This window comes from Pseudotamlana agarivorans (assembly GCF_001642835.1).
Lineage (GTDB): Bacteria > Bacteroidota > Bacteroidia > Flavobacteriales > Flavobacteriaceae > Pseudotamlana > Pseudotamlana agarivorans.
Genome location: NZ_LXEI01000001.1, coordinates 117,133 through 143,715, shown reverse-complemented (window position 1 = coordinate 143,715; position 26,583 = coordinate 117,133). Strand labels below are relative to the sequence as shown.

Genomic DNA, 26,583 nt, shown 5'->3' with positions numbered 1-26,583 from the left:
CCCATGAACGTAGATTATCCTATTCTCCCTGAGTATGCCAATGCTGCTACCGAAGTTGATAAGTCCAAAACGATAGAACGTTATTTCGGACATTATAACCGAGCGGGATTTTTTCCTTTAGGTGTTCATAACACTTGGCATGGTGGCATTCATCTTGAAGGTATAGGCACTAAAGTAAGAGCCATTGCCGATGGTCGTATTATAGCTTACCGTATACCAGAAGATTATTTATTAGAAAAGCATAGTGAAAATGCGCCGTATTCTAACGGGTTCATTCTCATTCAACATGATTTTGAAACGCCCGAAAAAGTAAAACTCCGATTTTATAGCCTGTATATGCACTTGCAGTCTAAAATAGAAATGGAAGCGAGTGAAGCAGGGGAAAACATTCCCGATTTGTATGCAAAGTATGTCGTAAAATCAAAATTGAATTCTAGGGAAATGGGATTGAAAGTTCGTGAGTATAGCCCTGAAATTCTTGAAAAACAGAAAAAAGAAACCCATTTTTTTGCTAAAGGAACCAAGCTGAAAATGGAGTATGATATATGCCTTCCAGAAGAGCATTGGATGTGTGGTAATCCTTCATATGTTTTTTGTTCTTATAACAATAAAGTATTCTGTGTATATAAAGGTTACTTAACTGAAGAGGTTGATGGGTATGTTAAAATAGATCATTATAAAGCTAATGAGGTTAATGTTTTTGGGGAAGATGATCATATGGGAACCATGATGTTTGACGCTATTGAAGGGCGTTACCTAGGTATGGCATGTAAAAACACGGGGCTTGAAATAGAAACTACAAAAAATAAAGCGTGGTATAAAATTAAAGGCACCGAACATTACGTTTTAGTTCAAGATTGCAGTAAAATCATCAAAAAAATAAAAGATGATGTGGTTCTCAATAAAGTTGAAAATGTTGATGTTCCTATAAAAGCAGGGCAAATTATTGGAGCCGTTGGTACTTACGAATCCGATTTTCGAAAGTCCTACAAAACAGTGCATTTGGAAGTGTTTACCGACGATGAAAACTTAAAAGATTTTATAAATAACACGAAAGATAAGTCTAAAACCGCTCATGAGGTGAACAAAGGCAAAAAGCTGCAACAGGGAAAGCCTTGCGATTTCTTAAAAGTAAATACTAAAGTCAAAATTTTTAAATCTGATGGGGATTATACGCAAATCGGATTTGAAGATGAAACCACCGTTGTGCCTTATGCTGTATTGAATGATGAAAATAAAAAAACGAAAACCTATGTCAATGGCGTTAAAGTAAGGAACAATGTTTACACTATTAAGGAGGCGGATTTTGACGAAATCAATTTAAAATTAAACCATGTCTTACCAGATAAAAAGGCTGAAGTCTATTATATAAATAAAACAGGAGCGGAAAATGTCAACAGAACCATAGGTTATGGTATGAAATACTCAGGGAAAAAGTTTTGGGTAAAATCTGAGGAGTTAACAGGAGGTATTAATAACTGGAAAGATTTAAGTACGTCTATTAATATGGTGTTTGAAAACAAGCCTAGTGATCATTCTGAAACAGTTGAGGTGCTAAAAACCTCAAAAGTAAGAAAAACAGCTGAAGCTAAAGATAGTCAAGGCGTATTGTGGTGGCATGTTAAAACAAAACAGGAATCTGGTTGGATTAAAAAAAGTGAACTCACAGAAAAGAACCCTTATAATTGGTCAGATTTCGGCTGGAAGATCCTGGATAATACCGGCGACCAATACTTTTACATGTTTGGGGAGTTTGTGGATAAAAGTAGTCCGCATGCCTTCGTGGAAGACATCTGGAAGCAAGCCGACACCAATGGTGATCGGGTGTTATCTAACTTCGAGCTGCAACAAGTGATGCAAAACAAAACGCATCTCAATAACATAAGCAAGCTTATTTGCAAACACGAAAGTGAATGGAACATGCGAGCGAAACTCGAAAAGTTCGAAACCGAACTCCAAATGCTTTTTGAAAAAGGCATCAAAAAAGCCGAAGGCACCGACGCCGAGGGCAATGACCTAAAACAAAAACTAGAAAGTCAACGCGACAAAAAAATAGAGATCATAAAAGATAAGATCGACAACTTATGTTTTTGGGATGAAATAAAAACAGGTGATTTAATCCCGAAAGAAGAACGTAAACAACGATATATCGCAGCTCATCGCAAGCACAATCCCAGTTTCAGAATTACCGATGACCTCACTTGCGAAGAGCAAAACCTAGCGAACGATTTCGATCAGTTAGAAGAACAACGTGTAAAACGACTCTTTCCTAAAGATTCCAATGTGTATCATTTTCATCCGATTGCTTTTGTGGAGCAGATGAAGATGGTTGTTGGGAAAGTTTATACGAAAGGAGATAAAGGTTCGGAAAAAGGAAAAATACTTCAAGAGATAAATATTCGATTGGCAGGTTTTGGAGGAAATGTGCCCGATGAAGACTTTACAGAACGCACAGAGAAAACAGTAATTCAATTTCAAAAAGATTATATGAAAATTGCGCCGACTGGGATTGTTGATAATGAAACTATAATTGCTATTGATGAGTTTTCGGAAAAGTATGTATTTGATTTTGAAGAAGTAAAGTGTAAATGTGGTGAGTGTACAGGGTTTGGAGACGGTAGCAATAAAGGATTAAATAATTATGAAAGACCAGGTTTGCATCGAACTATTTTATTTTCATTAAAAACACTTTTGTTCTATTTTGAAATGAATAATTCTATTTATTCATTAAATAAGATAAGTTCAGGTTATAGATGTCGACATCATTCAATATATAAAAAATCTAAAACAACTAATCATATGGGAAGAGCTTTAGATTTACATTTTAATAAAAATAACATAAGAACTAGGGAAGTTCTCGATATGGAGGCAATTAGAAAAGATTATTTTTCAGATTTGATGGGAGCTCCTTACAATGATGGAGGGCAAACTTATAAGTTTGGGTGGAAGAAAAATCAATTTGGATTAGAGCCTAAAAAATTTAAATCTGGAGCTCAAGGCGCGACTACTTGGATTCATGTGGATGTGAGAGAATTTGATTCGGAATATCAAAAGGATGAATTTTTTATTAAAAAGGAACAATATATTGTAGGTGATAAACTAATTAATTTAATATAAATTTAATTTATGAAAAAAATAATCTTAATAATACTTCTTTGCTTTTCGTGTAAAACCAATAATGAAAGTCCCACTTCCTCTACAGATAATTCGGCTAAAGAAGGGCGTGAATTTGTTAAAGATACGATTCTGGTTAGAAGAGAAATTGTAGGTAGTAATAATTACAATGAAAAATTAAAAAAAATAGCATTCGATAAGACGAATGCTCCTATTAATCTTATAAGTTTTGTTTGTGATGGAGTAGAATCGCCAAATTTTTATTTGTTGTTTGAAAAATCAAATAAAGCTATTATTAGTCAAGATATTTGCGGTGATTTTAATGTTGTTAGTTTGCAAGTTATTAATGCAAGTAATAAGATTGTTGATAATCTCATTATTGAAAGTGAATGGTATGAGCCTGGTAATGAAAATGAATATTTCAAAAAAGAGACTTTCTCTATTGATGATAAGTTTAATATAAAAGTTAAAGAAGAAATTATTGAGTATGGAGAAATAACACAGGCAAATATTTCAAAGTATACAATTACTAAATCAGGGGAAATATCAAAACAATAAAAATTGTAGGGCGGCTTTGTTTATGTCTAAATAAAAAGCCCCACAATAACTGCAGGGCTTTTAGATATATCAATCTAAAAACTACTTGAATTTACAATTCGAAAGCAGCTTTTACTTGGTCCACATAGTCTAGTTTTTCCCAAGTGAATAATTCTACATCTAAGGTTACACTATCACCTTGTGGTTGTGTAAAGGTTTTAGTTACCGTTTCATTTTTACGTCCCATGTGACCGTAAGCTGCGGTTTCACTGTAAATAGGAGCACGTAATTTTAAACGTTCTTCAATGGCAAACGGACGCATGTCAAAAATCTGACTTACTTTTTCAGCGATTTCGCCATCGGTCATGTTAAACGGACAAGTACCATAAGTATCAATAAAAATACCCATTGGTTCTACAACTCCAATCGCATAACTTACTTGTACTAAAACTTCATCGGCAACACCTGCAGCAACTAAGTTTTTGGCAATATGTCTGGTGGCATAAGCGGCACTTCTATCAACTTTACTTGGATCTTTTCCTGAGAAAGCACCACCACCATGAGCACCTTTTCCGCCGTAAGTATCAACAATAATTTTACGACCTGTTAATCCAGTATCACCGTGAGGACCACCAATTACAAATTTCCCAGTTGGGTTAATGTGGTATTTAATATCGTCATTAAATAACTTTTGGATCGCTTCTGGAAGTTTAGAAATCACACGTGGAATTAATATCTCCACGATATCTTTTCTAATTTTCGCTAACATCGTTTCGTCATCAGCAAAATCATCATGCTGGGTAGACACCACTATAGCTTCAATACGTTGAGGTATGTTATCATCATCATACTCAATCGTTACCTGACTTTTAGAATCAGGTCTTAAGTAAGTAATCTCGTTGTTCTCACGTCTTAAATCAGCTAGTTCTCTTAAAATTAAATGCGATAAATCTAAAGCTAACGGCATAAAATTCTCCGTTTCATTAGTCGCATAACCAAACATCATTCCTTGGTCACCAGCACCTTGTTCTTCTTTACTACCACGATCTACACCTTGGTTAATATCTTCCGATTGTTCGTGAATTGCAGATAATACACCACATGAATTTCCATCGAACATATATTCACCTTTAGTGTATCCAATTTTATTAATCGTATCACGAGCAATTTTTTGAACATCTAAATAGGTTGTCGATTTAACCTCTCCAGCAAGCACGACTTGTCCAGTTGTTACTAAGGTTTCGCATGCTACTTTTGAATCAGTGTCAAAAGCTAAAAAATTATCTATTAAAGCGTCACTAATTTGATCTGCTACTTTGTCTGGATGCCCTTCAGAAACACTTTCCGAAGTGAATAAATAAGCCATAATAATTTAAATTATAGTAAGATTTGACGATAACGTCGAAGGAAGTTTACACTGCCTTTAGCATTTTTTCTTGGGTTAAGGTGTTTCATGTATTTTATGAAATTCCGTTTAACACAAAGAGGTTGCAATCAGTCAAATCTTTCCTCTGTTGTTTTGTGGCGCAAAAGTAAAAAAATAAAAGAAAATGAACATGGCTTTTTTATTTTTTAAACAAAATATGTTGGTGGTTACATATTAATTTCGAATATTTGTTTCATCAAGATGAGAAAACAAATTATACAAGTCATTTCTATTATTGTTATTGTGATTATTTCACAAGGCTAGGGAATGCAATAATTTAAAACATATAAATTAAAAAGCTTTCCCAAAACGGAAGGCTTTTTTTATGCACTTTTTTTCATTTTTGAACATCATAAAAATATCGATTTAAAATACTGTAAATCAGTAGTTTGAATTATTTTTTGTGATTGTGAATTTAACTAGAAAAAATCAAGGTTAAGTGAATTGAGGCCTTAATAAATTACTTTCGAATCTTATTTTGGGTTTTGAAGAGTTTTTATTGAAAAGTCTAAAAAGCTTAGGATTGTGACATAAATTAAGAAAAAGCATAAAATTATTTGCAATAAATATGAAAGAACTTAATAAACATAGTAGAAGGCTAACGCAAGATCAATCGCAGCCAGCATCTCAAGCCATGTTATATGCCGTAGGATTAACGGATGAGGATATGAACAAAGCTCAAGTTGGAATTGCTAGTACAGGCTATGATGGAAACCCGTGTAACATGCACTTAAACGGATTGAAAGATGAGGTTAAAGTAGAGTGTAATATAGCTGGTCTAGTAGGTTTAGGATTTAATACTATTGGTGTTAGTGATGGTATTTCAATGGGAACTTCAGGGATGAATTACTCTTTGGCTTCTCGTGATATTATTGCCGATTCTATTGAAACTGTAATGAATGCACAAAGTTATGATGCGTTGGTTTCTGTAGTAGGATGCGATAAAAACATGCCTGGTGCCGTAATTGCGATGCTACGTTTAAACCGTCCGTCTATTATGATGTATGGTGGGACTATTGCTTCGGGAAAATATAAAGGACGTAAACTAAATATTGTTTCTGCTTTTGAAGCTCTAGGACAAAAAGTAGCCGGAGAAATTGATGAAGAAGAATACAGAGAAATTATAAAAAGTGCGATTCCAGGTGCTGGAGCTTGTGGTGGTATGTACACAGCAAACACTATGGCTTCGGCAATTGAGTGTATGGGGTTTGCATTACCTTATAACTCTTCGATTCCTGCTGAAAATCCGAATAAATTATCGGAAAGTGAAAGAACAGCACGTGCGATTAAAAATCTTTTAGAATTAGATTTAAAACCTTTAGATATCATTTCTAAAAAATCTATTGAAAATGCGATTGCTTTGGTAAACGCCCTTGGAGGATCTACTAATGCCGTACTTCACTTTTTAGCGATTGCTCATGCAGCAGATATCGACTTTACACTTGAAGATTTTCAACGAGTTAGTGATAGAACGCCATTAATTGCCGATTTAAAGCCTAGTGGTAAATACTTAATGGAAGATGTTCATGGAATTGGTGGTACGCCAGCAGTTATGAAATATTTACTAGATGCAGGTTATTTACACGGTGATTGTATGACCGTAACAGGAAAAACCTTAGCAGAAAACTTAGCGGATGTAGAGCCATTAACTTTTGAGGATGATCAGGATGTGATTTTTCCTAAAGACAAGGCTTTAAAATCTTCTGGAAACTTACAAATCCTTTACGGAAACTTAGCCGAAGAAGGTGCAGTAGCAAAAATTTCTGGAAACGAAGGTCTGCTATTTGAAGGTAAAGCCGTAGTATATGATGGCGAGCAAGCGGCAAATACGGGGATTTCAAACGGAGAAGTAGCTAAAGGTGATGTGGTTGTTATCCGTTATGTCGGACCTAAAGGTGGTCCTGGAATGCCAGAAATGCTAAAGCCAACCTCATTAATTATGGGTGCTGGTTTAGGGAAATCGGTAGCATTAATTACCGACGGTCGTTTTTCTGGCGGAACTCACGGTTTCGTGGTAGGACATATTACGCCTGAAGCACAAACTGGAGGGGCTATCGGACTTATTAAAACTGGAGATACTATTAGAATTAGTGCTGAAGACAACTCTATTAATGTGTTAATTTCTGAAGAAGAATTAGCGCAAAGAAAAGCAGCATGGGTACAACCAGAATTAAAACACAAAAAAGGTATTTTGTATAAATATGCAAAAACGGTAGCATCGGCTTCAAAAGGTTGTGTTACAGATGCGTAAGTAGTAGATTTTTTCATTTCCGTGAAGTCGGAAATCTCAATAAATGGGAACTCTCAATAATGGGAACTATGGAAACAAAAACATTAAACAAAAAAGAAGTGGCAGAAAAAACACAGCGTATTACAGGTTGCGAAGCAGTTGTAAGGTCTTTAATAGCTGAAGGTGTTGATATTCTTTACGGATATCCTGGAGGTGCTATTATGCCGGTTTACGACGAATTATATAAATTTCAAGATCAAATTCATCACGTCTTAACACGTCATGAGCAAGGTGCCGCGCATGCAGCCCAAGGTTTTGCAAGAATTTCTGGTCGCGTTGGTGTCGCACTAGCGACCTCTGGTCCTGGAGCAACCAATTTAATTACCGGAATTGCCGATGCACAAATCGATTCGACCCCTGTGGTATGTATTACCGGTCAGGTGGCGTCGCATTTGCTAGGTAGTGATGCTTTTCAAGAAACTGATATCGTAGGTATTTCTACGCCAGTTACAAAGTGGAACTGTCAGGTTACTAAAGCAGAAGATATTCCTGCAGCGATCGCTAAAGCCTTTTATATCGCTAAAAGCGGAAGACCAGGGCCTGTTTTAGTTGATATTACTAAAGATGCGCAGTTTGGAGAATTGGATTTTAAATACGAAAAATGCAAAGGAGTAAGAAGTTACCAGCCTGTACCTAAAACGAGTCAGGATGCTGTTAACGCTGCCGCGGAATTGATTAATGCTGCGAAAAAACCAATGATTGTTTGGGGACAAGGCGTGATTTTAGGTGAAGCTGAAGCGGAACTTAAAGCGGTTGTTGAAAAAGCAGGAATTCCATCGGCTTGGACTATTCTAGGCGCTTCGGCTTTAGAATCTTCACACCCATTAAACGTTGGTATGGTTGGTATGCACGGTAACTACGGACCAAACAAATTAACCAATGAATGTGATGTGCTTATTGCTATTGGAATGCGTTTCGACGACCGTGTTACAGGCGATCTAAAAACCTATGCAAAACAAGCTAAAGTGGTTCATTTTGATATTGATCCAGCTGAAATTAATAAAAATGTACAATCTGATGTAGCTGTTTTAGGGAATTCTAAAGAAAGTTTAGCCATGTTGTTAGACGCTTTAAATGAAAATTCTCATGAAGCTTGGTTACAGGAATTTAAAGATTTATATCAAATAGAATTTGATAGCGTTATCGATAAAGATGTTAATCCGACGAAAGAAGGTTTAACTATGGGAGAAGTTATTAAGCAAATTAATATCGCTTCGGAAGGTAATGCCGCTATTGTATCGGATGTAGGACAACATCAAATGATTGCTTGTCGTTATGCCGATTTTAATGTGTCTAAAAGTAATATTACTTCTGGCGGATTAGGAACTATGGGCTTTGCGCTTCCAGCCGCTATTGGTGCTAAAATGGCAGCTCCAAACCGTGAGGTTGTTGCGATTATTGGTGATGGTGGTTTCCAAATGAATATCCAAGAACTGGGGACTATTTTTCAACAAAAGGTACCTGTGAAAATCGTGGTTTTAAACAATGAGTTTTTAGGTATGGTTCGTCAATGGCAACAGTTATTTTTCGATAAGCGTTATGCGTCTACCGAAATGACTAACCCAGATTTTGTAACCATTGCAAAAGGGTATCAAATAGAAGGGAAACGCGTTTCAAACCGTAAGGATATGGAAGCTGCTGTTAAGGAAATGATTGCTTCAGAAAACTCCTATTTCTTAGAGGTTTGTGTAGAGAAGGAAGATAATGTATTTCCTATGATTCCTTCGGGAGCATCGGTTTCAGATGTACGATTAAGTTAATAAAAAAGCATGTAAATCAGAAGATAAAGATGAATCTGGCCAGTGTGTTCTTCCGCGGAAGCGCCATTTAAAACAATCATCTTTTTTCTAATATCTAACTAAAAAACATGAGTGAAGACATAAAAATATTTACGATTTCTGTGTATACCGAAAATAATATCGGGTTGCTAAATCGTATCTCAGCTATTTTTCAGCGCCGACACATCAACATTGAAAGTCTAACCACTTCGCAATCGGAAATAGATGGCGTTAATCGTTTTGTCATTGTGGTTAATGTGACGAAGACCAATGCTGAAAAAATAGTGAAGCAAATTGAAAAGCAGGTTGAAACCATAAAGGCGTATTACCATACCGATGAGGAAACGATTTTTACCGAGTCTTGTATGTTTAAAATTAAGTCGGAATTGCTTTTCGAAGAGCCTCAAATCCAAAACATCATTAAAGAAAGTAACACGCGTATTGTAACGGTAAATAAAGAGTTTTTTGTACTTGAAAAATCAGGTAGAAGAAATGAAATAGAATCTTTACGTCGCGATTTAAATGTTTTTGGTATCATGCAATTTGTACGTTCTGGACGTATTGCAGTAACTAAAGATGAAATGAAAATAACTGAATTGCTTTCAGCATTCAATAATCAATAATAACAAGTAAATTAAAAATGGGAAATTATTTTAACACATTATCGTTAAGAGATAAATTAAATCAATTATCGAAATGTAGATTTATGGACACTTCAGAATTTGCTGATGGAGTGGACGCTTTAAAAGGAAAGAAAATTGTTATCGTAGGCTGTGGAGCTCAAGGTTTAAATCAAGGTTTAAACATGAGAGATTCAGGTTTAGATATTTCTTATACTTTACGTGATGCTGCTATTACTGAAAAACGTGCTTCTTTTGTTAATGCAACAGAAAATGGTTTCGAAGTTGGTACTTACGAAGAGCTTATTCCAAAAGCAGATTTAGTATTAAATCTTACTCCAGATAAGCAACACACTAATGTAGTTAAAGCGGTTATGCCTTTAATGAAAAAAGGAGCTACTTTAGCGTATTCTCATGGTTTCAATATTGTTGAAGAAGGGATGCAAATTCGTGAAGATCTTACTGTAATCATGGTAGCACCTAAGTCGCCAGGTTCGGAAGTTCGTGAAGAATATAAAAGAGGTTTTGGTGTGCCAACGTTAATCGCGGTACACGAAGAAAACGATCCAGAAGGAAAAGGATGGGCACAAGCTAAGGCTTATGCTGTTGCAACTGGTGGTGATAGAGCTGGTGTTTTAGCATCTTCTTTTATTGCTGAGGTGAAATCGGATTTAATGGGTGAGCAAACGATTCTTTGTGGGTTGTTACAAACAGGTTCAATCCTTTGTTTCGATAAAATGGTTGAAGAAGGTATCGAACCAGGTTACGCTTCTAAATTAATTCAATACGGATGGGAAACCATTACTGAAGGTCTTAAATACGGTGGTGTTACTAACATGATGGATCGTCTTTCTAACGCTGCAAAAATTAAAGCTTTTGAATTATCTGAAGAGTTAAAAGATATCATGCGTCCGTTATTCCAAAAGCATATGGATGATATTATCGAAGGTCGTTTTTCTGCTGGAATGATGGCAGACTGGGCTAACGATGATAAAGATTTATTAGGATGGAGAGCAGCAACTGCAGAAACGGCTTTTGAAAAAACGCCTGCTGGAGATGTTGAGATTACAGAGCAAGAATACTACGATAACGGTGTATTAATGGTTGCTATGGTAAGAGCTGGTGTGGAATTGGCTTTCGAAGCTATGGTAGACTCTGGAATCATCGATGCTTCTGCATACTACGAATCGTTACACGAAACGCCATTAATTGCTAATACGATTGCTAGAAAGAAATTATACGAAATGAACCGTGTAATCTCTGATACGGCTGAGTACGGATGTTACTTATTCGATCACGCATGTAAGCCTTTATTAGCCGATTTCATGAAAACGGTTAATACCGATGTGATGGGTAAAGCTTATGCTAAAGATAATGGTAAAGGTGTTGATAACGCGAAACTTATCGCTGTTAATAAAGCATTAAGAAGTCATCCAGTTGAAAAAGTTGGAGAATTCTTAAGATCATCTATGACGGCTATGAAGCCAATAGTTTAAAACTTATCCCAATGAACAAGGAAAACACATATTTTCCTAAGTTAAGTGATATAAAGGTAGCTGCCGATACGATTAAAAACGTATCGGCAGTTACGCCTTTAGGGCATAGCTTAAGGTATTCTAAACAGTTTGATGCGCAGGTGTTTTTGAAGCGTGAAGACCTTCAGCAAGTGCGTTCTTATAAAATACGTGGGGCCTATAATAAAATCAGTTCTTTAACGGCTAAACAATCGGCCTGTGGTGTCGTTTGTGCCAGTGCAGGGAATCATGCGCAAGGCGTGGCGTTATCTTGTAAATTATTGAAGATAAAAGGCACTATTTTTATGCCTACACCAACGCCGAAACAAAAGGTAGAACAGGTTGAAATGTTTGGTGAGGATTTTATTGAAATCAAACTCATTGGCGATACCTATGACGATGCGAGTAAAGCGGCGCTTCTAGAGTGTGAACAGTTGGAGAAAACCTTTATTCATCCTTTTGATGATGAAAAAGTAATCGAAGGACAAGCTACTGTGGGGCTAGAAATTATAGAGCAAGCTCAAAACCCTATCGATTATGTGTTTATTCCGATAGGCGGTGGCGGTTTAGCGTCCGGATTGTCTACCGTTTTTAAAGCTTTATCACCGGAAACTAAAATTATTGGTGTGGAGCCTGAAGGCGCACCTTCCATGACGGTGTCCATTAAAAATAATAAAAACACAGCCTTAGACGAGATTGAAAAATTTATCGATGGTGCTGCTGTAAAACGTGTTGGCGATTTAAATTTTGCCATATGTAGAGAAAACCTGGATGATACGGTAACCGTACCAGAAGGGAAAGTGTGCGAAACCATACTAGAACTCTACAATAAAGATGCTATTGTAGTAGAACCCGCGGGGGCTTTGAGTATTTCGGCTTTAGATTTTTATGCTGAAGAAATAAAAGGCAAAAACGTAGTTTGCGTGGTGAGCGGTAGTAATAACGACATCACCAGAACACCAGAAATTAAAGAGCGTGCTTTATTATACGCGAATTTGAAGCACTATTTTATAGTAAATTTTCCGCAACGTGCTGGGGCTTTAAAAGAATTTGTGGTCGATATTTTGGGTGAAACCGATGATATTACCTTCTTTCAATATGCTAAAAAAACCAATCGGGAAAATGGTTCGGCCGTAGTAGGCGTGCAGCTAAAATCTTCAGAAGATCTAGAACCACTCATTTCAAGAATGAAAAAGCGTAATTTCTTTGGAGATTATTTAAACAATAAGCCTGATTTGTTTGAGTTTTTAGTTTAATACGGACTTTGTGGAGCGAAATCGTTTTCGTTTTAATACCTTAAAATATCAGAGGATTATCTAATAAATTTAGGTAATTTTCGTTTACTTTGAGGTAAAATGTAAGTGTGATAATTATTACAAATACATAAATAAACCACAACAACTACTATAAACTTAATATTATGAAAACAGCTTTTCAAGAGATTCCTGAAGCTTATAAAATTAAATCACTTCTACATCAAACCACATACTTGGTAAATGGTGAGTTGAAAAGTTGGGAAGGAGATACTGCTGAGGTATACTCAACCATTTCATCAACCTCGGAATATAAACCAACACTTTTAGGTACTATTCCGCAATTAGGCGAGAAAGAGGCTATGGAAGTTTTAGATTCTGCAACCTCTGCCTACGATCATGGTAAAGGGCTGTGGCCAACAATGAAAGTAGCCGATAGAATTGCTTGCATGGAAACCTTCGTAGAGCAAATGAAAACCAAGCGTGAAGAAGTTGTAAAACTTTTAATGTGGGAGATAGGGAAAAATTTGCCAGATTCTGAAAAGGAATTCGATAGAACGGTAGAGTACATTTACGATACTATTGAAGCTTACAAACAAATTGACAGGTCTTCTGCTAAATTTGAAAAAAACTCTGGGGTTTACGCGCATATCCGTCGTGGTCCACTAGGTGTGGTTTTGTGTTTAGGGCCTTATAACTATCCGCTTAACGAAACGTTTGCCTTATTGATTCCGGCTTTAATAATGGGGAATCCTGTAATTTTCAAGCCTGCTAAATACGGTGTTTTATTAATCTCACCTTTATTGGAAGCTTTTCAAAGCAGTTTCCCAGAAGGGGTAGTGAATATTGTGTATGGACGCGGACGAGTTTTAGCGGCACCAATTATGAAATCTGGCGCTATCGATGTGTTGGCTTTAATTGGAAATAGTAAATCGGCTAACATCCTTCAAGCGCAGCACCCGAAAGGAAACAGACTGCGTATGGTTTTAGGTTTAGAAGCTAAAAATCCAGCAATTGTGTTGCCAGATGCCGATTTAGATTTAGCGGTCGATGAGTGTATTGCCGGTACTTTATCTTTCAACGGACAACGTTGTACAGCATTAAAAGTATTGTATGTTCACGAATCAGTTGTTGAAGAATTTAATCGCCGATTTGCTTATAAAGTTGATCAGCTTAAATTTGGAAATCCATGGGAGGAAGGTGTGAAATTAACACCACTTCCAGAAACTGATAAGCCAGCATATATTCAAGAGCTTATTGACGACGCTCTAGAAAACGGAGCAAGTATCATTAATAAAAAAGGTGGTGAAACCTCCGAGAACTATATTTTTCCAGCGGTATTGTATCCGGTGTCTAAAGAGATGCGGGTTTATAAAGAAGAGCAATTCGGACCCGTAATTCCTGTGATTTCTTTTTCTGACATTGAAGAGCCTTTAGATGACATGGCTGAGTCGGATTACGGACAACAAGTGAGTTTGTTTGGTAAAAATATTAATACGCTATCACCACTTATCGATACTTTAGTGAATTTAGTATGTCGTGTAAACTTAAATAGTTCTTGTCAAAGAGGACCAGATGTTTACCCTTTTACAGGACGAAAAGATTCGGCTTCAGGAACTTTAAGTGTGCATGATGCATTGCGTTCTTTCTCTATAAGAACATTTGTTGCTTCAAAGGATAACGAATATAATAATGCCATTTTAACAGAGTTACTCGAAAGAAAAACGTCGAACTTTATCAGTACCGATTATATTTTATAAAAGAAAGGCTTTTGTATAAAGCTTGATTTAAATATTAGCAGCATTCATTCTTAATTGAAATTGAATGCTGCTTTTTTATTATATGATTATCTTTGGTTGAATCGTTTAGAAAATGCGTAGCAGTAACTTTTTAAGATATTATAGATGAAAGCAGCAAAACATACCTTAGTGATTATTCTTTTTTGTGTCACCTTAATGGCTTGCGGAAACAAAGAAAAGAGACAGAACCAGAGTCCGTCGCAAACCGAAACTAAAGCGGCTTCAAGTGATGAAGCTATAACAACTATAGACCTTACTGCAAGCGATGGGATGCAGTTCAATAAAAATAAAATTGAGGTTAATGCCGGCGAAAAAGTAAGACTTACATTGACTCATACTGGTAAAATGGCGAAAACCGTCATGGGACATAATTTCGTCTTGCTAAAAAAGGGCGTGGATCTTACCGATTTTGGTACCGAAGCCGCTACGGCAACCGACTCAGAGTTTATTCCTAACGATGGAGATGATGTAATTGTACACACCAAACTCATTGGTGGTGGCGAATCTACAACTATTGAGTTTAACGCCCCAGAATCAGGTGATTATGATTTTTTATGTAGCTTTCCGGGGCATTTTATGATCATGAAAGGTAAATTTATAGTGAAATAAAGTGTTTTTCTTACGTTTTTAAGGGGTTTCAATAATTAATCATTTAATGTTTTTTAAAAAATATTGAAAGATTGAGATTTTGAGGCTTTAAAATTAGAGATATTAATAATTTTTTAAAATTAAAATTAGGAAAGTCCGTTATTGTCTTCAATATGTTTTAATTTTACGGTATGAAAACATTAAAAAACATATTACGTTGTTCTACACCCGGTTTGTCTGCGCGCCGTCGCCGCAGCTTCTAATTTTTTAGATGAGTAAACCCAAACCCAAAACGTAGTTTTTAATTTTTTTCATAGTGTCCAAAAATAATTTCATAGCATTTCAAAATAACGTTAATTTAGTAGAAGTTAACACTCATACTGTGCGCCGTACTTTTTTTCGTCGCCCGTAAGGGTGTGTTTCATTTTTTGAACTAGGTGTGTCCAGTTCAGCTATTAAAAAAAAGAGTAATAAATGACAAACAATATATACTAGGAAATGAAGGTTGTAATAGCCGATAAGTCACATGTGAAATTCGCAGAAATCATCTGCGAAACCATTGCATCTTCCGCCGCTATAAGGGGTACGGGGATTGCTAGACGTTCCCCAGAATATATTGCTACTAAAATGGAAAATGGAAATGCAGTCATAGCCTTAGATCAAGGTAATTTCGCAGGATTTTGTTATATCGAAAAGTGGGGGCACGGTAAATTTGTGGCCAATTCAGGCCTGATTGTGCATCCCGATTATAGAGGCATCGGATTAGCTAAGCTTATCAAGCACAAGGTTTTTGAACACTCTAGAACAAAATTTCCAGACGCCAAAATTTTTAGTATTACCACAGGGTCTGCTGTTATGAAAATGAATAGCGACTTAGGTTATAAACCAGTGGTTTTTTCCGAGTTAACCGACGATCAAACCTTTTGGGATGGTTGTCAAACTTGTAAAAACTATGATGTTTTAACACGAACAAACCGCAAAATGTGTTTGTGTACGGGTATGTTATACGACCCCCATGCGAAAGACAAAGACATCAAGCCTATAAAAAATAGTGTGTTTGCCAGATTGAAACGAATTAAACGCGCTCTGTTTTTAAAATCTGAAAAGAATAACGATTCAGGGCAAACTAACAATGACACAAATTAAAATGAATACATTACTAGATATCGATGCTGAAATCGATCAGCTTATAGAACAAGCTGAAGCCTTTTGCGAGAAAGAAGGTATCGAAATCAAATTGGTTTACAAACTTTCCAATAAATCATTAGAAATCATTTCTGAAAGATCTAAAGCACTGCCTACATTGTATTATGTAAGTGTAGAGATGCTTAAAAAACGTGCCGAAAACGGATGTTTTATCTTAAAGAAAGATGATGAGATTATTGGACACATCTTTGTTCATGAACACCAAGTGAAAGAACATTTTGTATATGAGCGCTCATCATTATGGGTGGATAGCACGTATAGAAATTGCAATTTAGGCTTGTTGTTAATGGCTAGAATGACCGAGTTTTTTAGTGAAACTTTTCTCATTTCAATCGCACAAACCCCTAAAGTACATCAGTATAATGAGTTGCTTGGTATGACCCATGTAACCTTATCAAAAATGTCTACTCAACTTGTACAAGAGCTTGAGAAATTAGGGAAATTACGTGATGAATTGAATTATAGATATTATGTAAATGCCTGTTTTGCTTCAGAAATAGGTCAGTTAAAATAGAATAGAAAATTAGTTATATAAATAGAGTAAAATGAAAAAATTAGTAATAGCATACAGTGGTGGATTGGATACGTCATACTGTGCAGTAAGTTTATCAAAAGAATATGATGTGCACGCCGTAAGTGTAAACACAGGTGGTTTTACTAAAGAAGAAATTAGTCACATAGAGAGTAACGCCTACAAAATGGGTGTAACGACCTATAAAAATATTGATGCAGTATCAACTTTTTACCAGAAAGTGGTGAAGTATTTGATTTTTGGAAATGTATTAAAAAATAATTCATACCCATTATCGGTAAGTGCCGAGCGTATCATTCAAGCGATTGAAATTATTGAGTACGCTAAAAGTATTGATGCCGAATATATTGCTCATGGTAGTACAGGTGCAGGAAACGACCAAGTGCGTTTTGATATGATTTTCCAAACTTTGGCTCCAAATATCAAAATTATTACGCCAATTAGAGATGAGAAATTAACCAGACAACAAGAAATCGACTATTTGAAAGAAAATGGTATCGATATGAACTGGGAAAAAGCAAAATACTCTGTTAATAAGGGGCTTTGGGGAACTAGTGTTGGAGGTTCAGAAACTTTAACATCCGACAAAGCATTGCCTAGCGAAGCTTATCCGTCTCAGTTGAAACACACCGAGGAAGAAAAAGTAAAATTAACTTTCAAACAAGGCGAGTTAGTAGCAGTAAACGGTATTGAAAACGCGCCTCAAAATAATATTGAAGTGCTTAATAACTTAGCTTCGGCATATGCTATTGGTAGAGATATCCATGTTGGCGATACCATTGTTGGTATTAAAGGGCGTGTTGGTTTTGAAGCTGCAGCAGCGCTTATTACTATTAAAGCACATCATTTATTAGAAAAACATACGCTAACCAAATGGCAGTTACAACACAAAGAATATTTGTCAAGTTTCTACGGAATGCACTTGCATGAAGGGCAATACCTAGATCCTGTTATGAGAAATATTGAAGCTTTCTTAGCAAGCAGTCAAGATAAGGTTACAGGTGATGTATTTGTCACTTTAAAACCTTACCACTTTGCACTAGATGGTATTCAGTCTGAACATGATTTGATGAGTGCGAAATTTGGAAGCTACGGTGAGGAGAACAAAGCGTGGACCGCTGATGATGCCAAAGGCTTTATCAAAATTCTAGGTAATCAGAATAAAATCTATCAACAAGTAAATTCAAAATAATGATCCAAGTTGGAATTATAGGTGGCGCAGGGTACACAGCAGGCGAGTTAATAAGATTACTTATTCATCACCCCGAAGCTGAAATGAACTTTGTGTATAGCACCAGTAATGCAGGAAATCAAATAAGTAAAGTACATCAAGATTTAGTAGGGTCTTTAGATTTTGAATTTACAGATACCGTAAATCCAAATGTAGACGTATTATTTTTATGTTTAGGCCATGGAAATTCGGTGAAGTTTTTAGAGGCTAACACGTTTTCTGAGCAGACTAAAATCATCGATTTAGGAAACGATTTTAGACTTGAAGCCGATAAAGTTTTTAATGGAAAAACCTTTGTGTATGGCTTGCCAGAATTACAAAGAGAAGCTATTAAAAACGCAAACTATTTAGCGAATCCTGGTTGTTTTGCAACAGCCATTCAGTTGGGGCTTTTACCTTTAGCTGAAGCCAATTTGCTAAATAATGATGTGCATATAAATGCCGTAACAGGGGCAACAGGTGCAGGGACTTCATTGTCTGCGACCACGCATTACACGTGGCGTGATAATAATTTCTCTTATTATAAGCCTTTTACACATCAGCATTTAGGAGAAATTAACCAATCGGTTAAACAGTTGCAGGGTGATTTTGCTTCAGATATTCTTTTTATGCCAAATCGTGGGAATTTTTCAAGAGGCATTTTTGCGACGATTTACACCGATTTTGAAGGTTCTGTAGAAGATGCGAAGGCCATGTATCAAGCTTATTATAAAGATGCGGAATTCACCTTTGTAGCCGACGATTTTTTACATTTAAAGCAAGTGGTAAATACAAACAAATGTTTAATTCACTTGCATAAACATGAAGGGAAACTTTTAATAACAAGCATTATCGATAACCTTTTAAAAGGAGCCTCGGGACAAGCCGTTCAGAATATGAACTTAATGTTTGGTTTAGAAGAAACCACAGGATTAGGATTAAAGGCGACTTATTTTTAAGTCGCTAAACTTCCCAGAATAGGTAAATATATGCAAAAGAGTAGGGGTTTAATCTTAAACGATACGTAAAGGCTTTCTGTGAGATGTATTGAAGTTGGTTTTAAACCAGTCAATTAACAGAAAACCCTTCTAAAATCGTTACTTTTGCGCAGCAACCAAATAAATTATAGGGGTTAGCATAACTCCTAATAAAGAAGGAAACTTCTTTTGAAAAACAAACCAACTAATAAATATGTAATTATGCCATTATTTAACGTTTATCCGCTGTACGATGTAACACCAGTTTCAGGAAAAGGTGTTTATGTTTACGATAAGAATGGAACAGAGTATTTAGACCTTTATGGTGGTCACGCTGTGATCTCTATTGGGCACGCACACCCAAAATATGTAGAGGCTATTTCTCGTCAAGTTTCCGAACTCGGATTTTATTCCAATGCCATCCAAAATCCGCTTCAGGTTCAATTGGCCGATAAGTTAGAAGCGCTTTCAGGATGTAAAGATTACGAACTGTTTTTCTGTAATTCAGGAGCAGAAGCTAATGAAAATGCACTAAAATTAGCATCCTTTAAAACTGGGAAATCTAGAGTTATAGCGTTTAAAAATGGTTTTCACGGACGTACATCTGCTGCGGTTGCAGCCACCGATAATCCGGGTATCGTAGCGCCAATTAATGCGCAACAAGAAGTAACTTTTCTTGAGTTAGACGATATTGCTGGCGTAAAAGCCGAATTAGAAAAAGGGGATGTATGTGCTGTTATTGTTGAGTTTATCCAAGGCGTTGGCGGTCTGGATCAAGGCTCGGCTAAGTTTTTCAATGAAGTTGATAAACTTTGTAAAGCCAACAACTCGTTTTTTATCGCCGATGAGGTGCAATCGGGATACGGACGTTCAGGTAAGTTTTTTGCTTTTCAGCATTATAATGTGACACCAGACATTGTATCGATAGCAAAAGGTATGGGGAACGGTTTCCCAATGGGAGGAATTTTAATCCACCCTAGTATAGAAGCTAAATTTGGTATGTTAGGTACCACTTTTGGCGGTAATCACTTGGCATGTGCTGCTGGTTTATCGGTTTTAGAGGTTATTGAAGACCAAAAACTGATAGATAATGTGCAAGTGATGTCTGAGTATTTTATAAAAATCGCTAAAACCATTCCGCATATAAAAAATATAAAAGGAAAAGGTTTGATGCTCGGATTAGAATTTGACTTTGAAGTTGGCGACTTAAGAAAACGCTTGATTTATGAAAATCATATTTTTACTGGTGGTGCTTCAAACAAAAAATTATTAAGAATATTACCTCCGTTAACCGTTAGGAAAGAGCATATCAATATGTTTTTTGAAGCCCTAATTGAAGCGTTACCAGAGGTGGAATCTGCAGAGGAACTGCAGACAGAAAAAATTTAAAAAAAAAGAAAATGAACACTTTATTAACTATAGAAACAAGAAACGCAGTACTGCTTAAAATGGGCGTACTATTAGAAAAGGAACGAGAAACTATAATTAATATCAATAAAGAAGATTTAGAGGCTTACAAAGGCGATGATATTTCTATGTACGATCGTTTAAAAGTTGACGATTCGAAAGTCGATGAAATGATTAAGTCCGTAACCCATCTAGCTTCACAAGACGATCCTGTTGGAGTAGAACGCTTTGCTTTTAAACACGACAATGGCATGCAGGTTTACAATAAAACAGCATCGTTTGGAACCGTTCTAATCATATATGAATCTCGTCCTGATGTAACAGTTGAAGCCGCAGGAATCGCATTTAAATCTGGAAATAAAATTTTACTAAAAGGCGGAAAGGAATCTTTACGCTCAAACTTAAAAATTGTTGAATTGTGGCACGAGGCTTTAAAAGCGAATGGTGCTTCTACCGATTGGGTAGAGTATTTACAATTCAATAGAGAGGAAACCCAAGCTTTCTTGGAAAATCCAACTCAAAAAGTTGATTTAATGGTACCTAGAGGAGGCGAACGTTTAATTGCTTTTGTAAAGAAACACGCCAACTGCCCTGTTATTATTAGTGGTAGAGGAAACAACTTTGTGTATGTACACCCTAAAGCCGATTTAGATATCGCTATGGATGTGATTATTAACGGAAAAACAGCAAAAATTTCAGCTTGTAACGCCGTAGATAAAGTTTTAATTGATGAAAACCTTCCTGAAAAAGAAGCTTTCATGAAACGCTTTATTTCTAAACTAAAGGAATTTGATGTTGAAATTTTAGGTGATGAAAAAACGTCTAAATACGATGAAATTAGTCAGTTTGAATCTGATGATATCTGGTATGAAGAGTTCCTAGATTACAAAATCGTTATAGGAGAAATTGCTGGAGTTGAAGATACGATCGCCATGATTAATAAATATTCAGGAGGTCACTCGGCATCAATCATCACTACCGATGAAGCTGTTGCTAAAACCTTCATGGAAAATGTAGATACGGCTGCTGTATATCACAACGCCTCAACACGATTTACCGATGGTAGTCAGTTAGGTTTAGGTGGTGAGTTGGCAATCAGTACTGATAAGTTACACCAACGTGGCCCTATTGGTTTACAGCATTTAGTAACCAATAAGTGGTATGTTCATGGTAACGGACAAATAAGATAAGTATGCCTGTGCATACCAGCATAAAAAAATAAGCGTCCACTTGTGGTAAGATCAATTTTTAAAATTATCACAAGTGGAGTTTTAAATAAATGAAGAAAAAACGCATTTTATTAAAAGTAGGGTCCAATACGCTTACCAAGGAAACCGATAATATTTCTAGAGGTAAAATTGAAGATATTGCCAGTCAAATCGCGCAGCTTCAAGACCGATACGAATTTATAATTGTAAGCTCAGGAGCTATTGCTGTAGCGAAACAGTTTGTAAAGCTGGAAAGCCAGCGAGAAGAATTATTCGTTAAACAGGCTTTAGCATCCATTGGGCAACCGCATTTAATTCGTATTTATCAAGAAATTTTCAGGGAATATGGTCTGTTGAGTTCCCAGTGTTTATTGTCTTATTCCGATTTCGAGAAAAAGGAAAGTAAAACAAACATTGTGAATACCATAAACGTTTTGGTTAACAACAACTATATTCCTATCATTAATGAAAATGATACGGTAGCTACCGACGAAATTAAATTTGGTGATAACGACAAACTAGGCGCGTTAACGGCATCACTTTTAGGTGTCGATTTGTTTATAATAGCGACCAATACCAACGGCATATATACCAAAGCTTCATTTGAAAATAACAAACCAGAAACCATTTCAGAGGTTGTCGATTTCGATGCTTTAAAAGCCGAGGTTGTAAACTCAAAATCTACGCATGGTAGTGGTGGTATGGCTTCAAAAGTAGAAGCAGCAGCATTAGCCAAAAACTCAAAAATAGAAACTTGGATTGTAAACGGACTCGAAGATTATTTCATTCTAAATGCAATGGAAAACAAAGTGGCGTTTACCAAAATAAAAGCATAGTAATATGAAAAATTACACATCCATAAACGATATTGATAACATCAAAACATGGATTGAAGAAGCTAAAGCTTTAAAGCAGAATCCCCTTAAAAATGTTGAACTCGGTAAACACAAAACCTTAGGTTTATTGTTTTTTAACTCTAGTTTACGTACACGTTTAAGTACGCAAAAAGCGGCCTTAAACTTAGGTATGGATCCTATAGTGATGAACGTTTCTGGCGATGCTTGGGGAATCGAATTTGAAGATGGTACGGTGATGAATGGTAACACTGCCGAACATATAAAAGAAGCTGCTGCAGTGGTGTCGCAATATTGCGATATTATTGCTGTAAGAGCCTTTCCAACCTTAACCGATAAGGTTAAAGATGAAAGCGAGCAGGTTTTAAAAGCCTTCGTAAAGCACGCTTCGGTACCTGTGGTGAATATGGAAAGTGCTACAGGACACCCTCTACAAGCTTTAACAGATGCCATAACCATTTCAGAGCATACCAAAAAAGAGAAACCTAAAGTGGTTTTAAGTTGGGCGCCTCATGTTAAAGCCTTACCGCATGCCGTAGGAAATAGCTTTGTACAAGCCATGCAAAAAATGGATGTGGATTTTGTGATTGCAAATCCAGAAGGTTATAATTTAAGTCCGGAGATCACTAAAGATACGCCTATTGTTCACAGTCAAGAGGAAGCATTTAAGGACGCCGATTTCGTTTATGTGAAGAATTGGAGTTCCTACGACGATTATGGTAAAGTGTTAAATACAGATCCCAATTGGACCATCACAAAAGAAAAATTAGGTGATGCCAAATTTATGCACTGTTTGCCTGTAAGACGTAATCTTATTGTAGAAGACGCCGTTTTAGATAGCGATAGCTCATTGGTTATTCAGCAAGCTAATAACAGAACCTACGCTGCACAATTGGTACTTAAAAAAATATTAGAAAATGGCTAAAGAGAAATTATCAGTAGTAAAAATTGGTGGGAATGTTATAGAAAATCCAGAGGCTTTAGCGACTTTTTTAGAGCAATTTTCAGAATTAGAAGGGAAGAAAGTTTTAGTGCATGGCGGCGGAAAACGTGCCACACACATCGCTTCAAAGTTAGGGATTGAATCTCAAATGGTGAATGGTCGTCGTATTACCGATGCTGAAACCTTAGAAGTGATTACCATGGTTTATGGCGGACTAGTAAACAAAAATATTGTGGCTCAGCTGCAAGGTTTGAGTACCGATGCTATTGGGTTAACTGGCGCAGATATTAATAGTATCGCTTCAAAAAAACGTCCGGTAAAAGAGATAGACTACGGTTTTGTTGGCGATGTTAAAAAGGTAAATCATACAAGCATTAATAAACTTATTGAAGCTGATTTTACACCTGTTTTTTGTGCCATTACGCATGATGAAAACGGACAACTATTTAATACCAATGCAGATACCATTGCTTCAGAATTAGCCATTGGTCTTTCAAAATTATATAAAGTAGAACTGGTATACTGTTTTGAGAAAAACGGTGTGCTTATGGAGGTTGATGATGATAACTCGGTTATCGATTTTATGGATTCTGGTACCTACGAAGTATTAAAGCACAAAGGTGTTTTTCACGATGGGATGCTTCCTAAATTGGAGAACTGTTACCACGCTATTGAAGCCGGTGTATCTAGAGTTTTCATTGGAAATCCAAGCATTATTAGTAATAAAAATCAAAAGTTTACCACCTTATTTTTATGATAGAGCAGTTAACACAAGATGCCATTGCTTTACTAAAAAAGCTCATCGAAACCCAGTCTTTTTCTTCCGAAGAAGAACAGACAGCAGGGCATATCGAAGCATGGTTTACAAATCACAATATAGATTATAATCGTACTAAAAATAATATTTGGGCGCTTAACAAACACTTTGATGAGAGCAAGCCAACCTTATTGCTAAACTCACATCACGATACGGTTAAACCTAATTCGGCTTATACCAAAGATCCGTTTAAAGCCGTTGTTGAAGATGGGAAATTGTACGGACTAGGAAGTAACGATGCTGGCGGTTGTTTGGTGTCGCTTCTGGCTACCTTTGTCTATTTTTACAATCATGAAAACTTAAAATACAATTTGGTTATTGTCGCTTCCGCGGAAGAAGAAAGCAGTGGTCCAAACGGACTAAACAGTATGCTTCCTATCATTCCTAAAGTGGATGTGGCTATTGTGGGCGAACCTACATTGATGAATTTAGCTGTTGCTGAAAAAGGATTAGTCGTTTTTGACGCTGTGGTTGAAGGTACGCCAAGTCATGCCGCGCATCCAAATGATGATAATGCCCTTTATAACAGTATTGAAGCGTTGCAATGGTTTAAAGATTACAAGTTTGAAAGGAGCTCGGAAGCTTTAGGTGATGTGAAACTAACAGTAACTCAAATTAATGCAGGCTCACAACATAATGTGGTTCCTGGTCATGTAGATATGGTTGTTGATGTTCGTGTGAACGATGCTTATTCGAATGCCGAAATTGCCGAGATTTTACAAAGTCAGGCGCCAGTAACACGAATTATACCTCGCAGCTTACGTTTGAACTCTTCAAGCATTCCTATGGATCATGATTTGGTAAAAGCAGGAATGGCTATGGGAAGAACGACTTATGGGTCGCCAACTTTATCCGATCAAGCGGTGTTAAGCTGTTCGTCGTTAAAATTAGGCCCTGGAGATAGTACGAGATCACATTCGGCTGATGAATTTATTTATATTAGTGAAATAGAAGAGGGTGTTCAGATTTACATCGAACTGTTAAATCGCGTCCTTATTCCTGCGTAGGAATATGTGGAATCGTTGAACTGTTTAGTTGTTTAATCGGTATTAGGATAAACAACTAAACCAAAAAGAAAACCCACAATAAAAAAGAATAATAGTAGCCCTTCGTTTAAAAGGCAAACCGATATGTTGTGAATAGGCAATCAGTTAAACCATTAAACGATTAAACACATAAACATTTTTAAAAATGAAACTTTGGGATAAAGGCATATCGATAGATAAAAAAATAGAGCAATTTACTATTGGAAACGACCGAGAAATAGATATTCATATTGCAAAATACGATGTTATTGCATCGCGAGCGCATGCCATAATGCTTCAAAAAATTGGCATTCTTTCTGAAATAGAATTAGAGAAATTGCTTTCTGGACTTCAGGTTTTAGCCAATCAAATAGAGGCCGGAACTTTCGTTATCGACGAACAGTTTGAAGACGTACATTCTAAAATTGAATTTGAATTAACGAAGTCTTTAGGTGATGTGGGTAAAAAAATCCATACAGCTCGTTCTAGAAACGATCAAGTTTTAGTAGCTCTTCATTTGTATTTTAAAGAAGAGTTACAAGCTGTAAAATCCAAAACAAAAACACTTTTCGATACCTTAATCAATCAGGCAGAGACTTATAAAGATAAGGTGCTTCCTGGCTATACGCATTTACAAGTGGCTATGCCATCATCATTCGGGTTATGGTTTTCAGCCTATGCCGAATTAATGATTGATGATGTGTTTTTATTAGATGCGGCCATAAAAACCGTAGATCAAAATCCGCTAGGTTCGGCAGCTGGTTACGGAAGTTCTTTTCCTATCGATCGCGAGGTGACCACTAAAGAAATGGACTTTGCAACTCTAAAATACAACGTTGTTGCCGCACAAATGGGACGAGGTAAAAACGAGCGTACCATTGCTGCAGCTTTAGGGAGCTTGGCAAACACCATGGCTCGTTTTGCTATGGATACCTGTTTGTATATGAGTCAGAATTTCGGATTCATTTCCTTTCCAGACGAGTTAACCACAGGAAGTAGCATCATGCCACATAAAAAGAATCCTGATGTGTTTGAGTTAATCCGAGGGAAATGTAACAAAATACAAGCCTTGCAAAGTGAAATGATATTAATAACAAACAACTTGCCTAGTGGTTATCACCGTGATTTTCAGTTGTTAAAAGAAAATATCATTGCAGCTTTCGAGGATATTAAAGACATTTTGGATATTTTTAATTATTCGATCCAACAAATTATTGTGAAGGATATCGATATCAACGACGATAAATACAAATACTTATTTACAGTAGATAACATCAATACCTTAGTAGTCGAAGGACAAACTTTTAGAGAAGCCTATCAAAAAATTGGGGGACAAGTGCAAGACGGTACTTATGTTCCAGACACATCTAAAAAACACACCCATGCAGGAAGTATTCACAATTTATGCTTAGATAAAATTCGTGATAAGTTTCCTGGGTAGATCGTAATTGTTGAAAATAGGTTTTTTTATTGTTTATTTATTGT

21 protein-coding genes are annotated in these 26,583 nt (G+C 36.3%); 20 read left to right on the top strand and 1 reads right to left on the bottom strand.

Annotated features, from left to right (window positions below; genetic code table 11):
• Positions 1 to 3 precede the first annotated feature (3 nt).
• Entirely contained in the window at positions 4 to 3,117 is a 3,114-nt protein-coding gene (locus A6I66_RS00590; protein WP_067144789.1) for a peptidoglycan-binding protein, read from the top strand.
• A 9-nt stretch (positions 3,118 to 3,126) separates the two neighbouring features.
• Positions 3,127 to 3,672, top strand: a complete 546-nt coding sequence (locus A6I66_RS00585; protein ID WP_067144788.1) for a hypothetical protein — start codon at positions 3,127 to 3,129, stop codon at positions 3,670 to 3,672.
• 91 nt (positions 3,673 to 3,763) lie between these two features.
• Here the strand turns inward: A6I66_RS00585 and metK are convergent, their stop codons facing one another.
• Entirely contained in the window at positions 3,764 to 5,017 is a 1,254-nt protein-coding gene (gene metK / locus A6I66_RS00580) for a methionine adenosyltransferase (protein WP_067144787.1), read from the bottom strand.
• A 628-nt stretch (positions 5,018 to 5,645) separates the two neighbouring features.
• On the opposite strand from metK, the gene ilvD reads away from it, so the two are divergent.
• From ilvD to argH, 18 genes are all read left to right on the top strand, one after another.
• Complete coding sequence (gene ilvD, locus A6I66_RS00575; RefSeq protein WP_067144786.1) at positions 5,646 to 7,328, top strand: dihydroxy-acid dehydratase; 1,683 nt, start codon at positions 5,646 to 5,648, stop codon at positions 7,326 to 7,328.
• Between the two features lie 68 nt (positions 7,329 to 7,396).
• A complete protein-coding gene (gene ilvB, locus A6I66_RS00570) occupies positions 7,397 to 9,127 on the top strand; it encodes a biosynthetic-type acetolactate synthase large subunit (RefSeq protein ID WP_067145562.1) in 1,731 nt (576 codons plus the stop codon).
• Positions 9,128 to 9,234: 107 nt separating this feature from the next.
• Positions 9,235 to 9,768 (top strand): acetolactate synthase small subunit, encoded by a 534-nt coding sequence (gene ilvN, locus A6I66_RS00565; RefSeq protein ID WP_067144785.1) that lies wholly within the window; start codon positions 9,235 to 9,237, stop codon positions 9,766 to 9,768.
• Positions 9,769 to 9,785: 17 nt separating this feature from the next.
• Positions 9,786 to 11,261 (top strand): ketol-acid reductoisomerase, encoded by a 1,476-nt coding sequence (gene ilvC / locus A6I66_RS00560; RefSeq protein ID WP_067144784.1) that lies wholly within the window; start codon positions 9,786 to 9,788, stop codon positions 11,259 to 11,261.
• An 11-nt stretch (positions 11,262 to 11,272) separates the two neighbouring features.
• Positions 11,273 to 12,535 (top strand): threonine ammonia-lyase IlvA, encoded by a 1,263-nt coding sequence (gene ilvA, locus A6I66_RS00555; protein WP_067144783.1) that lies wholly within the window; start codon positions 11,273 to 11,275, stop codon positions 12,533 to 12,535.
• A gap of 164 nt (positions 12,536 to 12,699) precedes the next feature.
• Positions 12,700 to 14,292 (top strand): NADP-dependent glyceraldehyde-3-phosphate dehydrogenase, encoded by a 1,593-nt coding sequence (locus A6I66_RS00550; RefSeq protein ID WP_067144782.1) that lies wholly within the window; start codon positions 12,700 to 12,702, stop codon positions 14,290 to 14,292.
• A 144-nt stretch (positions 14,293 to 14,436) separates the two neighbouring features.
• Positions 14,437 to 14,940: an azurin gene (gene azu, locus A6I66_RS00545; protein WP_067144781.1), complete on the top strand. Its 504-nt coding sequence runs from the start codon at positions 14,437 to 14,439 to the stop codon at positions 14,938 to 14,940.
• 477 nt (positions 14,941 to 15,417) lie between these two features.
• Complete coding sequence (locus A6I66_RS00540; protein WP_067144780.1) at positions 15,418 to 16,065, top strand: GNAT family N-acetyltransferase; 648 nt, start codon at positions 15,418 to 15,420, stop codon at positions 16,063 to 16,065.
• Between the two features lies 1 nt (position 16,066).
• Positions 16,067 to 16,639: a GNAT family N-acetyltransferase gene (locus tag A6I66_RS00535; RefSeq protein ID WP_169815697.1), complete on the top strand. Its 573-nt coding sequence runs from the start codon at positions 16,067 to 16,069 to the stop codon at positions 16,637 to 16,639.
• Between the two features lie 31 nt (positions 16,640 to 16,670).
• Positions 16,671 to 17,849, top strand: a complete 1,179-nt coding sequence (locus tag A6I66_RS00530; RefSeq protein ID WP_067144778.1) for an argininosuccinate synthase — start codon at positions 16,671 to 16,673, stop codon at positions 17,847 to 17,849.
• Positions 17,849 to 18,826: an N-acetyl-gamma-glutamyl-phosphate reductase gene (gene argC / locus A6I66_RS00525; RefSeq protein ID WP_067144777.1), complete on the top strand. Its 978-nt coding sequence runs from the start codon at positions 17,849 to 17,851 to the stop codon at positions 18,824 to 18,826. Before A6I66_RS00530 ends, argC begins: the two co-directional genes overlap by 1 nt.
• Positions 18,827 to 19,066: 240 nt before the next feature.
• A complete protein-coding gene (locus A6I66_RS00520) occupies positions 19,067 to 20,233 on the top strand; it encodes an aspartate aminotransferase family protein (RefSeq protein ID WP_067144776.1) in 1,167 nt (388 codons plus the stop codon).
• Positions 20,234 to 20,244: 11 nt separating this feature from the next.
• Positions 20,245 to 21,441: a glutamate-5-semialdehyde dehydrogenase gene (locus A6I66_RS00515; RefSeq protein WP_067144775.1), complete on the top strand. Its 1,197-nt coding sequence runs from the start codon at positions 20,245 to 20,247 to the stop codon at positions 21,439 to 21,441.
• A gap of 89 nt (positions 21,442 to 21,530) precedes the next feature.
• A complete protein-coding gene (proB, locus tag A6I66_RS00510) occupies positions 21,531 to 22,295 on the top strand; it encodes a glutamate 5-kinase (RefSeq protein WP_067144774.1) in 765 nt (254 codons plus the stop codon).
• A gap of 4 nt (positions 22,296 to 22,299) precedes the next feature.
• Complete coding sequence (locus A6I66_RS00505) at positions 22,300 to 23,238, top strand: N-acetylornithine carbamoyltransferase (protein ID WP_067144773.1); 939 nt, start codon at positions 22,300 to 22,302, stop codon at positions 23,236 to 23,238.
• Entirely contained in the window at positions 23,231 to 24,013 is a 783-nt protein-coding gene (gene argB / locus A6I66_RS00500) for an acetylglutamate kinase (protein WP_067144772.1), read from the top strand. Before A6I66_RS00505 ends, argB begins: the two co-directional genes overlap by 8 nt.
• The gene (locus tag A6I66_RS00495) at positions 24,010 to 25,080 is read left to right on the top strand and encodes a M20 family metallo-hydrolase (protein ID WP_067144771.1); all 1,071 of its coding nucleotides are present in this window, start codon (positions 24,010 to 24,012) and stop codon (positions 25,078 to 25,080) included. Before argB ends, A6I66_RS00495 begins: the two co-directional genes overlap by 4 nt.
• Before the next feature lie 184 nt (positions 25,081 to 25,264).
• The gene (gene argH / locus A6I66_RS00490) at positions 25,265 to 26,539 is read left to right on the top strand and encodes an argininosuccinate lyase (protein ID WP_067144770.1); all 1,275 of its coding nucleotides are present in this window, start codon (positions 25,265 to 25,267) and stop codon (positions 26,537 to 26,539) included.
• Positions 26,540 to 26,583: the final 44 nt, after the last annotated feature.

What these genes read in the sequence shown, in the direction of transcription:
- A6I66_RS00535 (WP_169815697.1), top strand. Translation starts at nt 16,067, where the DNA reads ATGAATACATTACTAGATATCGATGCTGAAATCGATCAGCTTATAGAA.
- argB (WP_067144772.1), top strand. Translation starts at nt 23,231, where the DNA reads ATGGCTAAAGAGAAATTATCAGTAGTAAAAATTGGTGGGAATGTTATA.
- argC (WP_067144777.1), top strand. Translation starts at nt 17,849, where the DNA reads ATGATCCAAGTTGGAATTATAGGTGGCGCAGGGTACACAGCAGGCGAG.
- ilvN (WP_067144785.1), top strand. Translation starts at nt 9,235, where the DNA reads ATGAGTGAAGACATAAAAATATTTACGATTTCTGTGTATACCGAAAAT.
- A6I66_RS00505 (WP_067144773.1), top strand. Translation starts at nt 22,300, where the DNA reads ATGAAAAATTACACATCCATAAACGATATTGATAACATCAAAACATGG.
- argH (WP_067144770.1), top strand. Translation starts at nt 25,265, where the DNA reads ATGAAACTTTGGGATAAAGGCATATCGATAGATAAAAAAATAGAGCAA.
- A6I66_RS00530 (WP_067144778.1), top strand. Translation starts at nt 16,671, where the DNA reads ATGAAAAAATTAGTAATAGCATACAGTGGTGGATTGGATACGTCATAC.
- metK (WP_067144787.1), bottom strand. Translation starts at nt 5,017, where the DNA reads ATGGCTTATTTATTCACTTCGGAAAGTGTTTCTGAAGGGCATCCAGAC.
- ilvB (WP_067145562.1), top strand. Translation starts at nt 7,397, where the DNA reads ATGGAAACAAAAACATTAAACAAAAAAGAAGTGGCAGAAAAAACACAG.
- A6I66_RS00590 (WP_067144789.1), top strand. Translation starts at nt 4, where the DNA reads ATGAACGTAGATTATCCTATTCTCCCTGAGTATGCCAATGCTGCTACC.
- A6I66_RS00540 (WP_067144780.1), top strand. Translation starts at nt 15,418, where the DNA reads ATGAAGGTTGTAATAGCCGATAAGTCACATGTGAAATTCGCAGAAATC.
- A6I66_RS00520 (WP_067144776.1), top strand. Translation starts at nt 19,067, where the DNA reads ATGCCATTATTTAACGTTTATCCGCTGTACGATGTAACACCAGTTTCA.
- ilvA (WP_067144783.1), top strand. Translation starts at nt 11,273, where the DNA reads ATGAACAAGGAAAACACATATTTTCCTAAGTTAAGTGATATAAAGGTA.
- ilvC (WP_067144784.1), top strand. Translation starts at nt 9,786, where the DNA reads ATGGGAAATTATTTTAACACATTATCGTTAAGAGATAAATTAAATCAA.
- proB (WP_067144774.1), top strand. Translation starts at nt 21,531, where the DNA reads ATGAAGAAAAAACGCATTTTATTAAAAGTAGGGTCCAATACGCTTACC.
- A6I66_RS00585 (WP_067144788.1), top strand. Translation starts at nt 3,127, where the DNA reads ATGAAAAAAATAATCTTAATAATACTTCTTTGCTTTTCGTGTAAAACC.
- A6I66_RS00515 (WP_067144775.1), top strand. Translation starts at nt 20,245, where the DNA reads ATGAACACTTTATTAACTATAGAAACAAGAAACGCAGTACTGCTTAAA.
- ilvD (WP_067144786.1), top strand. Translation starts at nt 5,646, where the DNA reads ATGAAAGAACTTAATAAACATAGTAGAAGGCTAACGCAAGATCAATCG.
- A6I66_RS00550 (WP_067144782.1), top strand. Translation starts at nt 12,700, where the DNA reads ATGAAAACAGCTTTTCAAGAGATTCCTGAAGCTTATAAAATTAAATCA.
- azu (WP_067144781.1), top strand. Translation starts at nt 14,437, where the DNA reads ATGAAAGCAGCAAAACATACCTTAGTGATTATTCTTTTTTGTGTCACC.
- A6I66_RS00495 (WP_067144771.1), top strand. Translation starts at nt 24,010, where the DNA reads ATGATAGAGCAGTTAACACAAGATGCCATTGCTTTACTAAAAAAGCTC.